The sequence below is a fragment of the Staphylococcus sp. HMSC62D11 genome (assembly GCF_001839145.1).
Classification (GTDB): Bacteria; Bacillota; Bacilli; order Staphylococcales; family Staphylococcaceae; genus Staphylococcus; species Staphylococcus lugdunensis.
Genome location: NZ_KV840185.1, coordinates 68754 through 87338 on the forward strand (window position 1 = coordinate 68754; position 18585 = coordinate 87338).

The 18585-nt window shown below is 35.9% G+C and carries 16 protein-coding genes and 1 other annotated feature; of the genes, 9 read left to right on the forward strand and 7 right to left on the reverse strand.

Annotated elements, in window-relative coordinates; genetic code table 11:
* Positions 1-2: 2 nt before the first annotated feature.
* Together HMPREF3267_RS04925 and HMPREF3267_RS04930 are read right to left on the reverse strand one after the other, a co-directional pair.
* A complete protein-coding gene (locus HMPREF3267_RS04925) occupies positions 3-884 on the reverse strand; it encodes a mechanosensitive ion channel family protein (protein ID WP_002479237.1) in 882 nt (293 codons plus the stop codon).
* A 208-nt stretch (positions 885-1092) separates the two neighbouring features.
* A complete protein-coding gene (locus HMPREF3267_RS04930) occupies positions 1093-1920 on the reverse strand; it encodes a ParB/RepB/Spo0J family partition protein (RefSeq protein ID WP_002479236.1) in 828 nt (275 codons plus the stop codon).
* A gap of 272 nt (positions 1921-2192) precedes the next feature.
* Positions 2193-2585 (forward strand) — a binding site (T-box leader).
* A gap of 68 nt (positions 2586-2653) precedes the next feature.
* Here HMPREF3267_RS04930 and HMPREF3267_RS04935 point away from each other — a divergent pair.
* The 8 genes from HMPREF3267_RS04935 to HMPREF3267_RS04970 all read left to right on the forward strand — a co-directional run bounded on the left by HMPREF3267_RS04935 (position 2654) and on the right by HMPREF3267_RS04970 (position 13501).
* Positions 2654-3748 (forward strand): PLP-dependent transferase, encoded by a 1095-nt coding sequence (locus HMPREF3267_RS04935; protein ID WP_002479235.1) that lies wholly within the window; start codon positions 2654-2656, stop codon positions 3746-3748.
* Positions 3749-3752: 4 nt separating this feature from the next.
* The gene (gene metC, locus HMPREF3267_RS04940) at positions 3753-4928 is read left to right on the forward strand and encodes a cystathionine beta-lyase MetC (RefSeq protein ID WP_002461093.1); all 1176 of its coding nucleotides are present in this window, start codon (positions 3753-3755) and stop codon (positions 4926-4928) included.
* Positions 4882-6720, forward strand: coding sequence for a bifunctional homocysteine S-methyltransferase/methylenetetrahydrofolate reductase (locus HMPREF3267_RS04945; RefSeq protein ID WP_062078433.1), 1839 nt, complete (start codon positions 4882-4884; stop codon positions 6718-6720). The genes metC and HMPREF3267_RS04945 overlap by 47 nt, the downstream gene beginning before the upstream one ends.
* A complete protein-coding gene (gene metE / locus HMPREF3267_RS04950) occupies positions 6717-8945 on the forward strand; it encodes a 5-methyltetrahydropteroyltriglutamate--homocysteine S-methyltransferase (RefSeq protein WP_002461091.1) in 2229 nt (742 codons plus the stop codon). Before HMPREF3267_RS04945 ends, metE begins: the two co-directional genes overlap by 4 nt.
* A gap of 224 nt (positions 8946-9169) precedes the next feature.
* Entirely contained in the window at positions 9170-9913 is a 744-nt protein-coding gene (locus tag HMPREF3267_RS04955) for a cyclase family protein (RefSeq protein WP_002461090.1), read from the forward strand.
* Between the two features lie 226 nt (positions 9914-10139).
* Positions 10140-11255, forward strand: a complete 1116-nt coding sequence (locus tag HMPREF3267_RS04960) for an NAD(P)/FAD-dependent oxidoreductase (protein ID WP_062078431.1) — start codon at positions 10140-10142, stop codon at positions 11253-11255.
* Entirely contained in the window at positions 11249-12598 is a 1350-nt protein-coding gene (locus tag HMPREF3267_RS04965) for a nucleoside recognition domain-containing protein (protein WP_062078430.1), read from the forward strand. Before HMPREF3267_RS04960 ends, HMPREF3267_RS04965 begins: the two co-directional genes overlap by 7 nt.
* Before the next feature lie 15 nt (positions 12599-12613).
* On the forward strand, positions 12614-13501 hold the full coding sequence (locus HMPREF3267_RS04970) for a CobW family GTP-binding protein (protein ID WP_002492020.1): 888 nt from the start codon (positions 12614-12616) through the stop codon (positions 13499-13501).
* 71 nt (positions 13502-13572) lie between these two features.
* On the opposite strand, the gene HMPREF3267_RS04975 is transcribed toward HMPREF3267_RS04970, so the two are convergent.
* Genes HMPREF3267_RS04975 through HMPREF3267_RS04985 form a run of 3 tightly spaced genes read right to left on the reverse strand, consistent with a single transcriptional unit; the run spans position 13573 to position 16566 of the window.
* Positions 13573-14769, reverse strand: a complete 1197-nt coding sequence (locus HMPREF3267_RS04975) for an ABC transporter permease (protein ID WP_062078429.1) — start codon at positions 14767-14769, stop codon at positions 13573-13575.
* On the reverse strand, positions 14753-15448 hold the full coding sequence (locus HMPREF3267_RS04980) for an ABC transporter ATP-binding protein (protein WP_002461084.1): 696 nt from the start codon (positions 15446-15448) through the stop codon (positions 14753-14755). The genes HMPREF3267_RS04975 and HMPREF3267_RS04980 overlap by 17 nt, the downstream gene beginning before the upstream one ends.
* Positions 15445-16566 carry an efflux RND transporter periplasmic adaptor subunit gene (locus HMPREF3267_RS04985; RefSeq protein WP_062078428.1) on the reverse strand — a complete coding sequence of 374 codons (1122 nt, stop codon included), beginning with the start codon at positions 16564-16566 and terminating at the stop codon, positions 15445-15447. The genes HMPREF3267_RS04980 and HMPREF3267_RS04985 overlap by 4 nt, the downstream gene beginning before the upstream one ends.
* Positions 16567-16733: 167 nt before the next feature.
* On the opposite strand from HMPREF3267_RS04985, the gene HMPREF3267_RS04990 reads away from it, so the two are divergent.
* Positions 16734-17150 carry a VOC family protein gene (locus tag HMPREF3267_RS04990; protein ID WP_062078426.1) on the forward strand — a complete coding sequence of 139 codons (417 nt, stop codon included), beginning with the start codon at positions 16734-16736 and terminating at the stop codon, positions 17148-17150.
* Between the two features lie 246 nt (positions 17151-17396).
* On the opposite strand, the gene HMPREF3267_RS04995 is transcribed toward HMPREF3267_RS04990, so the two are convergent.
* Entirely contained in the window at positions 17397-17645 is a 249-nt protein-coding gene (locus HMPREF3267_RS04995) for a hypothetical protein (protein WP_062078424.1), read from the reverse strand.
* Between the two features lie 36 nt (positions 17646-17681).
* Positions 17682-18584, reverse strand: a complete 903-nt coding sequence (locus tag HMPREF3267_RS05000; protein WP_002479225.1) for a sensor histidine kinase — start codon at positions 18582-18584, stop codon at positions 17682-17684.
* Position 18585: the final 1 nt, after the last annotated feature.

Genomic DNA, 18585 nt, shown 5'->3' on the forward strand with positions numbered 1-18585 from the left:
CCTTATTTGCTCTTTTGTTGACTTTCGTATTGAGAAAAGACCGGTTGAGGCAATTTAATACCTTCTTGGACAAACAATTTTTGAATTTCCTTACGTAAAATACGTGCACCAGCTGCACCTTCACCAGGAATGGTTTCTGCAGAAATTCTAAATGTTACTTTATTATTCTCAATTGCGTCTATCCCAAGAACAACTGGATCTGTTACAAATAAATAATACTTACTTCGCATTGACACAAACAATTTATTTAATTTCTTTTCAACTGCATCTAAATTCTCTTCAACTGATACAGGAATAACTACAATTGCAGTACCGTTCGTAATTGAAAAGTTTGTTATCTCACCCATGCTACCATTAGGAAGAATAGTTAATTCTCCAGTTATTGTATTAATGCGTGTTGATCGCAAACCAATCGATTTAACTGTACCTTCTGCAACTGTCGTTCCACCGCTATTGATTTTAACATAATCTCCAACATCAAATTGGTTTTCAAAAATAATAAAGAATCCCGTGATAACATCTTTTACAATCGTTTGGGCTCCGAAACCTACAGCTAATCCCACCACACCAGCGCTAGCAATAATGCCTTCTACACTTATTCCAAATTTACTTAAGACGGTTGTAATAACGATAAACCAAACAATATATTTTACGACATTTTGTACAAGGGATATGAGTGTTTTCGAACGTTTTTTATTTCCTTTTTTACTCTTGTTTTGGATTTTAAACGCTTGAGCAATAATTTTATTTAAGATGGATATAACAATGATTGCTACTAAGATATAAATTAAGATTAAAGCTAGTTTTGTAATTAAGTTTTCATATGTTTCGACCTTAGTTAACGGTTCGAATAATGATGCTAGTACATTTTTTATTTGATTCATTTATGCAAACCTCCCTATGTTTCGACAATTATGCCATTATATATAAATTCGGTTATACCGTCATCCGTCTACGGTTCGAATAATGAACAACATCACGACCTTTGTTTTCATTTTCCACCGCTATATAGTAACACCTTATTGCTATCATATGCATGCACTTTTTATTATCCGAACCTCAAATTGGGTAAATAAGACTAAAAATCGTGCATTACTTATCATGCAATAATTTAATTAACCGCTCAAATTCTTCTTTCGACTTAAATTCAAACGTAATTGCACCAACTTGTTTTTTAGTAGAGATATCAACTTTTGCACCATATTGTTCTCGTAATAACCGCTCTTGTTTTTGAATGAATTTAGGTTTTAGTGGTTCCTTAGTTACTTTGGGGTAAGGCTGACTTCCCTCTTGAATGTTGTTCACATACTTTTCTAAATACCTTACACTCCATGATTCTTTAAACGCTTTTCTGCCCACTTGAATCATACGTTGTTTATCCTTGATTCCGAGTAATGTTCTGCCATGTGCGCCGCTGAGTTCTCCTCGTTGTACACTATCTTTAAGTGATGTGGGCAAATGCAGAAGTCTTAACATGTTGGCAATATATGGACGCGATTTACCTAAGCGATGCGCGACTTCTTGTTGCGTAAGTTGCAAATCGTCCATCAATCGTTGATAACTTTCTGCTTCTTCAATTGCATTTAAGTCTTCACGCTGTAAATTTTCAATAATAGCGAGTTCCATCATATCTGCATCAGATAACTCTTTTATAATTGATGGCAACTTTGTCAATCCAGCAAGTTGAGAAGCTCTATAACGTCTCTCACCTACTACAATATAATATCCTTGAACCGTTTGTCTGAGCACAATGGGTTGTAAAATACCGTGAATTTTAATTGACTCAGCTAAATCGTTTAGTCGTTCTGCATCAAAATTTTTCCTTGGTTGATATGGATTAGGCATAATTTCTTCAATTGCAATCCATCGTATCTGCTCATCTTCATTTATCTGTAGGCGATGATCATTTTCTATAGCCACTAATTCTCACCTCATCTTCCCTTTACTAAATTTATTTTATACATCAAATGATTGTGTTCTATTACTTTATATTATTTTAAAAATTAATTGTGGTTTTCACAAGTGCTAACCGTACCCTTAGCCAAAAAATAAAATCTTTTTATCTAATTTATCTCGCATGTTTTATCGTTTACGATAATCTATCGGAATTAATTTTCTAATCTAAATTTTCAGAAAAGTTGTTGACAAATTAAATTTTGAGCTGTAAGCTATGAAATATCATTACAAAAACACTACACACTGTAATAAGGAAAGTAGAGCATACACTACAAGCACAGAGAGTTTCCATTTGCTGAAAGGAAACATTGGAAGCATGTTTGAAAATGGCCTTTGAGTGTTGATACCAATAGGAGGTATCAACGGGTTCGCCCGTTATAGCGATACAGTATTAACATTTTGTTGAATGGCGTACTGGAATGCAATACGTCACGACATGCCGGTTAATACTCATTTAATTCTTTAGAACTAAATGAGTTTTTTAATGTGTTCTAAATTCACATTAATCGTGGCTAAACGTGATATTCGTTTCACTTATGTCTAGACAAATATGGCGTACTGAATGAGGTTACTTTAGCAATAAAGTAACAAACAAAGGTGGTACCGCGAAACAAGCTTTCGTCCTTTACATCCGATAACTATCGGGTTTAAAGAACGAAAGCTTTTTTTATTGAAAAACGGAATGGAGGACATTGATATGAAAGATACACAATTGGCTCAAATCGCTTTAACTAAAGATGCGACCGGCGCCATTGCGAATCCCATTTATTTATCAACAGCATTTCAACATCCTCATCTTGGTGAATCAACAGGTTATGATTATTCGCGCACAAAGAATCCAACACGCAGTGCATTTGAGGAAGCGTTCGCTGCACTAGAACAAGGCGTTGCCTCATTTGCGACGTCGAGTGGCATGGCCGCTATCCAACTTATCTGTAACCTCTTTAAACCAGGTGATGAAGTGCTTGTCGCATTTGATTTATATGGCGGGACATTTAGACTGTTTGATTTTTATGAACAGCAATATGGCATTAAATTTAAATATGTCGATTTCTTAAATTATGATGACGTTTTACAGCATATCAATGCACATACTAAAGCATTGTTTATTGAACCAATCTCAAATCCACAAATGATAGAAATTGATGTCACGCTTTATTATGATCTCAGTCAGCGTCATGGATTATTGACGATTATCGATAATACGTTTCTTACGCCATACTTATCGACACCGTTGACTGAAGGTGCTGATATAGTACTACATTCAGCAACAAAGTACATTGGTGGCCATAATGATGTGTTGGCTGGCGTCGTCACGGTCAAGGATACGCAATTAGCAGAAACATTAGGTCAATTTCATAATATGACTGGTGCAACACTCTCACCATTAGACAGTTATTTATTACAGCGTGGTTTAAAAACACTTCATCTCCGAGTTGAACGGGCTCAACAAAATGCCCAACAACTTGCACAGCGTTGTAACGACTTAGCAGCTATTGATGAAGTTTTATATAGCGGACGAACAGGCATGCTAAGCTTACGTCTCAACAAACATTATTCAGTTGCTAAATTTTTGGAAAATTTAGAAATTTGTATATTCGCTGAAAGTTTAGGTGGAACAGAAACTTTTATTACTTTCCCATACACGCAAACACACGTCGATATGCCAGATGAAGAAAAGGATAAACGTGGCATCGATGAATATTTAATACGTTTGTCTATAGGTATTGAACATTACCAAGATATTGAAGCAGATATTATTCAAGCTTTAACACAAGCTAAAGAGGAGTGATGATATGGCTTTATCTAAAGAAACTGAAGTCATTTTTGATGAACGACGCGGTATTGATTATGACTCAGCAAACCCACCACTGTATGATTCTTCAACATTTCATCAACAAGTATTAGGTGGCAATGCACCATTTGATTACGCACGTAGTGGCAATCCAAACCGGCAACTGCTTGAAGATAAATTAGCTAAGTTAGAAGGTGGGACTTACGCGTTTGCTTATGCTTCAGGTATTGCAGCTATCTCGGCTGTATTGTTAACGCTGTCGTCCGGAGACCATGTCATACTTCCTGATGATGTTTACGGAGGTACATTCCGTTTAACAGAACAAATATTGAACCGTTTTGGTATTGAATTTACAACTGTCGATACCACACAACCCAATAACATTGAACAGGCGATTCAATCTAACACAAAGTTGATTTATGTTGAAACACCATCGAACCCATGTTTTAAGATCACTGATATTCGTGCTGTCGCCCAAATCTCACAGCAACATCAGTTATTATTAGCGGTTGATAATACATTTATGACACCACTAGGCCAGTCACCTTTAGCATTAGGCGCTGATATTGTTGTACACTCAGCAACTAAATTTTTAAGTGGTCACAGTGACATTATTGCAGGTGCCGCAATTACAAATCGACAAGATGTCGCTCAAGCTCTTTACTTATTACAAAACGGTACTGGCACCGCATTATCAGCACAAGATAGTTGGACACTAGCTAAACATCTTAAGACTTTGCCAGTACGCTTTAAGCAAGCTACAGCCAATGCAGAACGGTTAGTCGAATTTTTATCTCAACGTTCTGAAATTTCCGAAGTTTATTACCCAGGAAATCATGCTAAACATCTGCAACAAGCATCTAGTGGCGGTGCTGTCATAGGCTTTAGATTAAAGGATGAGTCAAAAGCACAAACCTTTGTTGATGCATTGACACTACCATTAGTTTCCGTCAGCTTAGGCGGTGTTGAGACAATTTTATCTCATCCAGCTACTATGTCACATGCAGCTATTCCAGAAGATGTGCGAAATCAACGCGGTATTACCTTTGGCTTATTCCGATTAAGTGTAGGATTAGAACAACCTGACGAACTGATTGCCGACATCAAATTTGCACTAAAGGAGGCTTTTAATGAGTCAATTTCTCAACCAGTTACAAAACAATATCTTAGTAGCTGATGGTGCTATAGGTACTATTCTTTATTCAGAAGGCTTAGATACTTGCCCAGAAGCCTATAACTTAACTCATCCTGATAAAGTTGAACGAATTCATCGCTCATATATCGAGGCAGGCGCCGATGTTATTCAAACCAACACATATGGTGCTAATTTTGAAAAATTAAAACCCTTTGGTTTAGAACATAAAGTTAAAGAAATTCATAAGGCTGCTGTTAAAATTGCAAAGCGCGCTGCGACTAAAAATACATTTATATTAGGTACTGTAGGCGGATTTCGCGGTATTAAACAAGATGATATTTCTTTATCAACGATACAGTATCATACGGAAAATCAAATTGATACGTTGATTGAAGAAGGTGTAGATGCACTGCTATTTGAAACATATTACGACTTAGATGAATTGAAACGTATTGTTACCTGGACTAAACGTAATTATGACATTCCGGTAGTCGCACAATTAACCGCTTCAAACACAACTTATCTTGTTGACGGTACAGAAATCAATGATGCCTTAGCACAACTTGTTACTTGTGGTGCTGATGTGGTTGGCCTGAACTGTCATCACGGACCACATCATATGGAAAAATCATTTTCTCACATCGCATTGCCAGATAATGCATATCTTTCGTGTTATCCCAATGCCAGTTTACTAGATATTGAAAACAGTGAATTTAAATATAATGACAATGCACAATACTTTGGTGCTGTAGCAGAAAAATTAATCGAACAAGGTGTACGCTTGATTGGGGGTTGTTGTGGAACGACACCACAACACATTCATTACATTAAATCCTCGGTGTCACACCTCTCACCTGTTAACCATAAAAAGGTTATTCCTATTCATAAAAAGAGTAATCAGCGTCGAACAGATTCGATAAAACAATCACTAACTTCTAAAGTTAAACAAGGCCCAACGGTAATTGTCGAACTAGATACTCCAAAGCACTTGGATACAGATTTATTCTTTGAAAATATAGGAAAATTGGATGCAGCACATATCGATGCTGTAACGTTAGCAGATAATTCGCTGGCCACTGTTCGCATTAGTAACATCGCTGCTGCCAGTCTAATTAAACAGCGCTATGACATTGAACCTTTAGTACATATTACCTGCCGAGATCGTAATTTAATTGGCTTACAATCTCATTTATTAGGCCTATCTTTAATAGGTGTCAATGAAATTTTAGCTATTACTGGAGATCCATCTAAGGTAGGACATTTACCAGGTTCAACGAATGTCTACGACGTCAACTCTAAAGGTTTAACAGAATTAGCTTTACGTTTTAATCAAGGTATTAATACAGACGGTGATGCGCTGAAGAAACATACCAACTTCAACATCGCTGGCGCTTTCGATCCAAACGTACGAAAGTTAGATGGCGCTGTAAAACGCTTAGAAAAGAAAATAGCAAGCGGCATGAGTTATTTCATTACACAACCGGTTTATAGCAAAGAAAAAATCATTCAAGTGTATGAAGCAACAAAACATCTAAATATACCTATATTTATAGGAATTATGCCTATTGCAAGTTACAACAATGCACTATTTTTACATAATGAAGTGCCAGGCATCAAGATGTCAGAAAGTGTATTAAATCAGTTTAAAGCAGTTAAAGATGATAAAGAAAAGACGAAAGAATTGAGTTTAAGACTATCAAAAGATTTGATTGATACAGTACATCAATATTTTAACGGATTGTATATCATCACACCATTTCAACGTGTAGATTACTCTCTAGAACTCGCAGCGTACTCACGATCAATCACCACTAATAAGGAGGCAATATTATGACAACAATTAACACTTCAAATTTAGGATTCCCAAGATTAGGTAGAAAAAGAGAATGGAAAAAAGCCATAGAAAGTTATTGGGCTAAAAAAATTGATAAAGCTGAATTAGACCAAACATTAACTGACTTACACAGAGAAAATTTACTACTTCAAAAAAATTACAATTTAGATAGTGTACCTGTAGGAGATTTTTCACTTTACGACCATATTCTCGATACATCTCTATTATTCAATATTATCCCTCAACGTTTCCAAGGCCGAGAAGTGAATGATGATTTATTATTCGATATCGCACGCGGAAATAAAGAACACGTAGCTAGTGCCTTAATCAAATGGTTCAATACCAACTATCACTATATCGTACCAGAATGGGACAATGTTACTCCTAAAATCGAATATAATGCTTTGTTAGAACGCTTTAAATATGCACAATCACTAAATATCAATGCACATCCTGTCATTGTAGGACCTATTACTTTTGTAAAATTATCAAAAGGCGGTCATCAATCTTTTGAGGAAAAAGTGCGTGCATTACTACCACTTTATAAAGAAGTGTTACAACAATTAGTTGACGCTGGTGCACAATACATTCAAGTAGATGAACCGATATTAGTTACTGATGGCAGCAGTGATTATGAAACAATCACGAAAGAAGCATATGATTATTTAGCTCATGATGGCTTGGGCAAAAAATTAGTCATTCAAACATATTTTGAACGTGCTAATGTTAAATTCTTAAGTACTTTAGCAGTTGGTGGCTTAGGTTTAGACTTTGTTCATGACAATGGTTACAACTTAAAACAAATTCAAGCCGGAGACTTTGATCGTTCAAAAACATTATACGCAGGTATTATCGATGGTCGTAATGTATGGGCTGCAGATATTGAAGCTAAGAAAAATCTCATTGAAACATTGCAACAATATACAGAACATATTGTGATTCAACCATCATCATCATTATTGCATGTTCCAGTATCATTAGATGATGAAACATTAGAAGCGTCAGTCGCTGAAGGGTTAAGCTTTGCTACTGAAAAATTAGATGAATTGGATGCGCTTCGTCGTTTATTTAACAACAATGATAGCACTAAATATGATGCACTAAAAGCACGTTATGAACGTTTCCAAAGTCAATCATTTAAAAATCTTGAATATGATTTTGAAAGTGTACGTACACATCGTCAATCAGCATTCCCAGCTCGTAAAAAAGCTCAAGATGCACGTTTACACTTACCTGACTTACCTACAACAACGATTGGATCATTCCCGCAAACACGGGAAGTGCGTAAATATCGAGCAGATTGGAAAAATCATCGAATTTCAGATAAAGCCTATAATGATTTCTTAGAAAGTGAAATTGCGCGTTGGATTAAAATTCAAGAAGATATCGGTTTAGATGTGTTAGTTCATGGTGAATTTGAACGTAATGATATGGTTGAATTCTTTGGAGAAAAATTACAAGGTTTCCTTGTAACAAAATTTGGATGGGTACAATCTTATGGCTCTCGTGCCGTAAAACCACCTGTAATTTACGGTGATGTAAAGTGGACCGAACCACTTACTGTTAAAGAAACAGTATACGCTCAAAGTTTAACAGACAAACCGGTAAAAGGTATGTTAACTGGTCCTGTAACCATTCTGAACTGGTCATTCGAACGTGTCGATGTACCTCGTAAAATTGTACAAGATCAAATTGCATTAGCAATCAATGAAGAAGTGTTAGCACTTGAAGCTGCAGGCATCAAAGTAATTCAAGTAGACGAACCTGCATTACGTGAAGGCTTACCACTACGCTCTGAATATCATGCACAATACTTAAAAGACGCAGTACATTCATTTAAACTTGCGACATCATCTGTGCGAGATGATACACAAATTCATACGCATATGTGTTATTCTCAATTTGGTCAAATCATCAATGCGATTCATGAATTAGATGCTGATGTGATTTCAATTGAAACATCACGTAGTCACGGCGATTTAATTCAAGACTTTGAAGATATCAACTATGATTTAGGTATTGGTCTAGGCGTTTATGATATCCATAGTCCACGTATTCCTACTGAAAATGAAATTGAAACGGCAATCGATCGTTCACTTCAACAAATTGATCGTTCACTCTTCTGGGTTAATCCAGATTGCGGTTTAAAAACACGTAAAGAAGATGAAGTTAAAGCTGCTTTAACCGTCTTGGTAAATACCGTGAAGAAAAAACGCGCTGAATAAGACACATCTTATATTTCTTAATACGCTGATGATTTAAGATGGGAGCGGGACAGAGTTTAATATGAATTCGTAGTCCGGCACCGGCAAGGTTGACTAGGATTAAAAAAGCTTGGTATAAGCGCTTTTCAATCCAGTCAACAACTGCCAATATAGGGCTCAGAGCCTAAAATATGATGATATTCCAGACTCATCACGATTAATATTATTCAAAGTAGGTGATTGTAATGACAACTTATCCTTTATGGGAACAACTTCATCAATTAAAATCAGCACAATGGGTTGACCTTACACATACGTTTGATCCAGATATTCCTCGTTTTAGTGAATTCGAAAAAGGTCAAGTGGATACACTATTCACTGTAAAAGAACACGGTTTTTACGTGCAACGTTGGAATATTGTGACACAATATGGCACACATATTGATGCACCTATTCACTTTGTTGAAGGTAAACGTTATTTAGAAGACTTAGATTTAAAAGAACTCGTTCTGCCTCTTATCGTGTTGGATTTTTCTAAAGAAGCTGCTGACAACAATGATTTCGTCGTCACTCGAGCTCATTTAGAAGCCTGGGAAGCGAAACATGGTCAAATTGAACCTGATACCTTTGTCGCTTTGCGTACGGATTGGTCAAAACGCTGGCCTGATATAGAACGCTTTGAAAACAGAGATGCTAAAGGTCAACAACATTTACCAGGTTGGGGACTTGACGCATTAAAGTTCTTACTAGAAGAACGTCAGGTAAAATCTATTGGTCACGAAACATTTGATACAGATGCTTCAATAGATACAGCTAAAAATGGTGATATTGTTGGTGAACGCTATGTGCTAGGTCAAGACACATTCCAACTTGAATTATTGACTCATCTTGATCAATTACCAACCCGTGGTGCCATTATTTATGCCATTAGTCCTAAACCTAAAAATGCACCAGGATTCCCCGTTCGTGCATTTGCAATTAAGCCTTAAATAGCTCACGTTTTATATCATTAAGGCATCAACTTGCCTCCTTAATAATGCCTCATCTATGATAACCAGAACAACCAAGGTACACACCCTCAAGCCTTGGTTGTTTTTATGATTCTTACTTTATTCAATCTTCTACTTATTACTTTCATTTGAATTCACCGGATATTCATTATATAATTACAAATCGTAATCATTACTATTTATAATTATATAAAGGAGCATATATATGTCTCAACATCACTCTATTATTATTGTTGGCGCTGGTGCAGCTGGCATTGGAATGGCGATTACCCTTCAAGATTTTAACCTATCCGACGTCTTAATTTTAGAAAAAAATAGTATTGGTCATTCTTTTAAGCAATGGCCAAAGTCAACCAGAACCATTACGCCATCATTTACTACTAATGGCTTCGGTATGCCTGATATTAATGCCGTGTCAATCGATACTTCTCCAGCATTTACCTTTAAAGAAGAGCACCTTTCAGGTTCAACATATGGTGAATACTTGGAATTGATTAGTCAACATTATCAATTAAATGTTGAAACCAAGACGACTGTAAACAGTATAGAAGCAAAGAAAGATTGTTATTACATAAAGACAAATCATGGCGATTACTCTGCTGATTATTTATTTATTGCTACTGGTGATTTTGACTTTCCATATCAACCATTTCAATATGGTCGCCATTACAGCAAGATCCATGATTTCAACACGTTAGGACAAGACAACAAACGCTACACTATTATCGGTGGTAATGAAAGTGCTTTTGACGCTGCCATACATCTGTCTAACGTTGGTGCCCAAGTATCAATTTATGCACAGCAATCAAGTTTCAATCAAGTGGATGCAGATCCAAGTATTCGCTTATCATCATATACCTATCATCGTTTGAAAAGTGCCATGTCTAATGGTGCTCAAATTGATATGCATACACCTTATACATTAGCATCTATCTCATATGATAATGACATCTATACTTTAACGTTTACAAATGGGCTTATTACTCAATCTGAAACTGAGCCTATTATTGCAACTGGTTTTGATGTCAGGGCCAATCCATTGGTACAACAACTTTTTGATATTAACGGTCAAGACATTAAACTTACAGACCAAGACGAATCAACACGATATCCAAATGTGTTTATGATTGGTGCAACAGTCCGTCATGACAATGCAACATTATGTTACATTTATAAATTTAGAGCACGTTTTGCGGTATTAGCGAAGATAATTGCTGATCGTGAAGGGTTATCAGACAATCAAAATATCGTTGACCGCTATAAGCATAATCAAATGTACCTAGATGATTATGAATGCTGTGATGTGAACTGCTCATGCTAGAGATAACCTTTGATTTAAAAAATGGTACACATGATGCCATACCACATGATGTTCATTATCTAAAGTTAACAAATATTACTAAACTAACAACCCAGCAACAAACTTTATTACGCCAATGGATTGTAAAACATCAATTAGATATTTCTTTGTATGAACGTATATTAGTAAGTCCTTTGAATAGTGAAGCCATTGTGAAACAACTCACTCAATTTGTACAGTTATGCAAAACGATACAACCCAAAAAACGTGATATGTCTTTCGGTTGGTTATTGATTGTGATTATGTTTGCACTACCCGTATGGGGGGCGTATCATTTTTCAGCATGGTTACAAACTGCTTATGTAGAAGAAGGCATACAACGTTTAGCCAAGCTATCTCTATTCAGTCAACATTGGGTAAATTCGATATTATTTGGAGATTATGGCATTGGCTCACTAGGCACTTATTCACTTATATGGGCGTTACCAGTAGTTATATTAATCAGCTTATCGACAGCCATTGTTGCTCAAACACATCTTAAAGAATATATTGTATGGGCTATCGAGCCTACTATGAAAAAGTTGGGCCTACACGGAGCTGATATCATCCCCGTGCTTGAAGGCTTCGGTTGTAATGCTGCAGCGGTATCACAAGCGGCTTCTCAATGTCACCAATGTACTAAAGCACAGTGTATGAGTTTAATTAGTTTTGGTAGCTCTTGTAGCTATCAAATTGGTGCAACCCTTTCTATTTTCAACGTAGCACAGCGCTCTTGGTTATTTGTACCGTACTTAATTTTAGTCTTTTTAGGCGGTATGTTACACAACCAGTTGTGGAGGAACCGACAACAGCAAAGATTAATAACCAATTCGAACTTTTATCACAATTTTAAATTTCATTGGCCACAGTTTTTTTCTTTATGTAATGCTTTATGGTGTAATGTGCGTATGTTTTTGCTACAAGCATTACCTATTTTTATAGGCATTTGTGTTATTGTTAGCCTCTTAGTATTAACGCCCATATTAACGTTTATTTCACAAATTTTTATGCCTTTATTATCTTATCTCAATATACCAACACAGTTATCTCCCGGTATATTGTTTTCAATTATACGCAAGGACGGCATGTTGCTTTTCAATATGCATGATGGATTCTGGCTTAAGCAGTTAAGTAGTTTACAGTTGCTACTATTAGTGTTTTTCAGCTCAACGTTCACATCATGTACTGTTACAATGACTATGTTAATACGACATTTAGGATGGTTGCAAAGCTTGAAAATGATTTCACAACAAATGATAACTGCAAGCTTGTGTATAACGGTTACATGGTTTATCGTTCGTATCTGCACCATTTGGCTACATTAATAAGGAGGCAATCGTATGAGAATTATCATTATTGGTGGCTTTTTAGGCGGTGGGAAGACTACCCTGTTAAATCATTTAGTTAAAGATGCTATAGACAATCACTTGCATCCGGCTGTGATTATGAATGAATTTGGTAAGCAAAGTATCGATGGCTTACTAATTGAACAACCTATTCCTTTAGAAGAAATAACGTCAGGCTGTATTTGTTGTGCAATGAAAGCGGATGTTTCGGAACAACTACATCAGCTTTATATACACTATCAACCAGATGTTGTCTTTATCGAGTGCAGTGGCGTGGCTGAACCACTGGCAGTTGTTGATGCATGTTTAACACCAGTGCTTAGTCCTATCGTTCGTATTGATAGTATTGTCAATGTCATCGATGCGGCAATGGCAAATAAGCTATCAACCTATCCTGATGACATTCAGCACTTGTTCTTTGCACAACTAGAGCATAGTTCTACACTATTCATCAATAAAATAGATCGAGTTGATTTAGACAGCTTAAGTGAATTTCTGGTTAACATAGGCCAACAACATCAAGATGCAGATGTGCGAGTGGGCGTTCAAGGCCAATTAGCTTTAAGTGATTTAATACAACCACAGGCTTTACATGCTAAGCCTTCTGGACAACATCACCATCGTCTGAATCATATTTTTATTGAACAGCCGACGATAGTTAATCAACATACATTTATCGATCATTTAGAACATTTACCAACACATGTATATAGACTAAAAGGCTTTATGCGCTTTGCTGATAAACCTTACACTTACCTTGTCCAATGTACACAACAACAAATCGAATTAACACCTATTGCTCTGCAACAAGACATTCCACTTTATCTCGTGATGATAGGTATAAACTTAGAAGACGCTCTAAGTGCATCTTTCAAAACGTAACAAAATGAATAGGCCATAAAATGCACGCTACGATATGCATTTTATGGCCTTTATTAGTTGTTTTTATACTACTACTTAATAATATCAATTAATTCTTTTTTAGCCGCAGCACGTGCTGGTACCCAACCAAAAATGATTCCAATTAGTGTAGAAACACTAACTGCTAATAAGACTGACCCTAGACTGACCGAACTCTTAATCATGTCAGGTGTAACGAAATCAATAAGTGTTGCCAAACCAATGCCTAATATAAGTCCAATAATACCTCCAATTAAACATAAGATAACACTTTCCACTAAAAACTGTACTTCAATGTTCTTGCCGGTTGCACCAAACGCACGGCGAATCGCTATTTCCTCGGTACGTTCGGTCACTGAAATGTACATGACATTCATTACACCTATACCAGCAATAAACAATGATATTCCTGCTACTGCAGCAACAAAGTAGGTAATGGTATCAAGAATATTACCCACACTTTTCATCATATCTTCATTATCCACAAAGCTATATTTACCTTCAGAGAGCCCTGAGCCTTTTTTATTTAATTCCTTCTCAACTTGTTGGGCGACATCTTTCTTATGTGCATCTGCCATCACAGTAAGCTGAAGTTGCGGCGTACCTTGTGAAAGGTCGCTCATATAATGATTAAATGTTTTCGTAGGCATTTGCACAACGTTTTCAACTGGTGAACCACTGTCATCTGTAACATCAGCATCAGACACACCAACAACTTTAAAGCCCTCACCATTAATGTATAATGACTTCCCAACCGCATCATTATGAAAGATTCGTTTTGAAAGTTTATGGTCAATGACGACAACTTTTTCAATCATATCATTGTCTTCAGTAGAATATCCATCGCCTTCATCTACCGCTGTTACTGCTGTTGCTTTTTTTAAGTTAACTTCGCCGTTACCTTGGGTATTGGTCGCTTTAGCTGCATATGTACTTTCTTGTGTTTCTTTGATTTTAGCCGAGGACACACCATTGACTTGTTCTACTAACTGAATATCCTCATTTTTAAACGGATTTTCTTTTGGAGCGCTTTGGTTTTCTGTAGCAAAGCTGATTATTACTTGATTCTTGCCCGCGCCTGCATCATCAAATTGTTCATTGGTCGATTGTTTAAATCCATTACCTAGCGACATAATTGTAATCACAGCGGCAATACCAATTATGATTCCAATCATAGTTAACAGGTTACGTCGTTTGTTTTTTAATATTGAGCGCAAGGCGACAACAATAACATTATATAAATTGCTCATGTGTCATCACCTCTTCGCTTTGTATGCGACCATCTAATATATGAATAATACGGTCTGCTTGTTCAGCCACTTTGCGATCATGGGTAACCATAATTAATGTTGTTTGTTGTGCCTTATTTAAACTTCCAAATAATGCCATAATCTCCTTCGACGTTTCAGAATCAAGTGCACCAGTTGGCTCATCAGCAATAATAAACCTTGGTTCATTGACGATTGCTCGAGCAATTGCCACACGTTGTTGCTGACCTCCTGATAACTTGCTAGGCAGTAAATTTTCTTTCCCTGTGAGTCCAACATCAGCAAGCCGTTGCTTCACGCGTACTGATCTTTTTTTCGCTGACATACCATTGTAAATAAGTGGAATGCTGACGTTTTCAAAAATAGTATGATTTTGAATTAATTTAAAATTTTGAAACACAAAACCCACTGTACGATTGCGTATTTCAGCTAATTTACTATCTGAACTTTGTTTGTAAGATTCATGTTCAAAATTATAGATTCCTGAATAACCACGATCAATAAAACCTAAAATATTAATTAACGTACTTTTCCCAGAACCAGACGGACCCATAACTGCAATAAATTCGCCTGCTTGAATGTTCAAGTTAATGTCTTTTAATACTTGGGTTGTTTCATTGCCATTCTTAAAAGCACGGTTGACACCTTTTAACTCAATCATGAAGACACCTCAATTTTTTCACCATCATTGAGATTGACTTGAGGATTTTTAATTACTTTATCTCCAGATTTTAATCCTTTTTTAACAATAATTTGATCATTATTGCGTTCAATTTTAATATGGCGTTTATGTACTTTATGCTCAGAATCCAACACGAATACTTGATTATCTTTCGTTAAAACATTCTTCGGTAATTTTAATGTTTTCAATGGAATTTTGGCCTCTAATGAAAAACCTGCTCTAATTGGGAGATCTATATTCCCTATAATTACCGTGTATTTTGATGCTGCTCCGTCTTTACCTCCTGATGGATTATTAACAGTTGGATTTATAGCTGTTTGTGTCCCGCCCGCCTCGCCATTACTTTCCATATTTCCTTGTTGACTTGCTTGTGCAGCATTTGTATTTGTTGAATCTTCAAACGATGTTGGAAGTTGATCAATCTTGATGATTTTCCCAGTCCCGCTTTTACCATTACTATTTATCTTAATATTGACGTTATCTCCTTCTTTGATTTTATCAATATCAAATTCTGAAACGGTTGCTTTAACTTGAGGTTGATTCGATATTAGCTGCAAAATAGGTTCACCGTCGCTAGCATCACTGCCATTTTTAATGTTAACAATACCGTTAAATGAAGCTACCGTACTATCATTTACCTGTTTATCATATTGTGCAAGTTGCTGTTGTGCTTCTGATAAGGCACTTTGGTCCTCTGTAAGCTTCGTTTGTAATGACTGGTCATTAGGCGTTTGATTAATTTGCGTCACATCTTTATTCACTTGTTGCTGTGCTTGATTCACTTTATTGGCCATAGATTGACGCTTACTCGTATTTGTATCGTAACTAATAAGACGTTCACCTTGGCGTACTTTTTGTCCATCTTCAACTGTAGCAGCAATCAACGTACCAACTTGACTATTATATTGATAAGTTTTTACTGACTGTGGCGCGGCCTTACCTTCAATTTGAATCGGTGTTTCCGCTTTAACTGTATATGTATCGTAACCTGAATGTTGTTGCTTATGATCTCGCAATATATATTTAAAAATAACAACACTAATGATTAATAATATAAGAATAATAAAACTGATTGCCCATATTTTTTTCTTAGTCATCTGTCTACTCCTTTTCTGTTATAACTCAATATCTTTTTTAATTATACAGACGAAAATGTTGTCTTTATGGCATATGACAATATTGTTAGCAAGCTGTTCGTTTATTTATCTATTGATATTGACGTTACGTCATACTTTATATTAAACATCAGAAGGAGGTGAGACATATGGAATTTTATCTTATGCCAATGTTTAATAAACTTTGTGTGCAAGACATAGCTAAATCCGAAAAATGGTATAGCAAAACACTCGGATTCAAAAGTGTCTTCAAGTTTAGAAATGATAAGCAACAAGTGCTTATGAATCATCTGCGTTTAGCTAAATATCAAGATATTATGCTTATAACTAACGATACAGATTGGCATGTTGGTAACGCGATTTACCTTAATCTACTAGTTGATGACATTGACGCTGTTGCAGCTCGTGCATCTCCCAAAAACATCCTAGAGCCATTAACTCTAAAACCTTGGAATGCCTATGAATTGACGCTTAAAGATCCTGATGGTCACCAGATTACGTTGACACAGCCTTTAATAAAACAAGAAGCATTTGACGACGTCATTCAACAAATTCAATTAAATTAAGCATTAAAAAAAGAGCGGAACAGAAATCATAATGAATTCATAGTTCCACCCCGGCAAGGTTGACTAGGATTGAAAAAAGGTTGTATCGGTGTATTTTCAATCTAGTCAACTACTGCCAATATTTAGTTCATAGCCTAAAACATAATAATGTCCCGACTCTGCTTTAATTAATACGCTGAATGATTGGCACACTTTCTTAGAGGACAGCTTGAGCCACTCCAGCTTTCTTTGTTAGAAAAAACTGGTTTAGTCAGTTTTACTGTGCTTAGGCCCACCCCTACTTGCTTTGCTTGACGAATTTCTTCTCGAAATCCTCTTTGTTGGGGCTCCTACACTAACTTGCTTTGCTTGTCCAAGTGCGACACCCGTTGAGACACCAATTGCGACACCAAACCCTGTTCCTAATGGTATCCCAAAAATAAATGACAAGATGACACCAAAAATTATCATATAGCTCAATGTATATTTATTGTTCTTATACCATGTTTTATTCATATTTATTCCTTTAATTTAATTAATGATATCTATATTTTAACCTTTATGAAATTTCATTGTTATCGTAAAGAGGTCATTTTTAATATTTGCGCTTACATTTCCACCTTGTTTTTCAACTAATTGTGCAATAATGTATAACCCAATACCCGTCCTACCTTGATGACGACTTTTATCAAGTGTATAGGTACGCTTGAATATATCTTGTATATTTTCATCCGTTAAAGCTTCATCTGTATCATTGGCTAACTTCACTACTACAAAATCTTCTTGTTCATAGATGCAAATATCAACAAAACTTTTACCGTAGCGCAAAATATTTTGAACTAAATTCGTCAATATTCGTCGCGTGGCCGCTAAATCTAACTTAACGTTGGAAACACGTTGCAAATTGAAACGCACTTCAAGTTGTTGTTTAGTAAATTGTGCATAATACGACAAGAAAACTTGCTCTATCTCTGTGTTTAATGATACTGGTTCGACTTTAAGTTCATAATCTAACGACTTTAGTTTCGTAATTTCATGGAATAAATTAACTGTCTCGATAAGCGTTGTTGTTTTATTTTTAATAATATTCAAATAGCGTCTCTGCTCGGTCACTTCAATATCGTCTGTGAAGAGTTCAGAATATCCTTTAATGGCTGTTAATGGTGTGCGTAAATCATGAGAAATATTTGTGATTTCTTGATTCAACATCAGTTCTTTTTTTCTAAATTGGATACGTTGTTGCTTATATTCATCACACATATGATTTAATGCCTTAGTTAATTGTTGCATTTCATGAAACTGTGTTGTTGTACGCAAGCGTTGATTTGATGAAATATCTTGACTCAACTGTTGCAATTGTATCGTCAGTTGCGACACATCGCGTTTGAGTGCTAAGTATTTATAAGTTAAAAATAATATCCCTATAATCAACACGATTATTATAAAGATCAACATA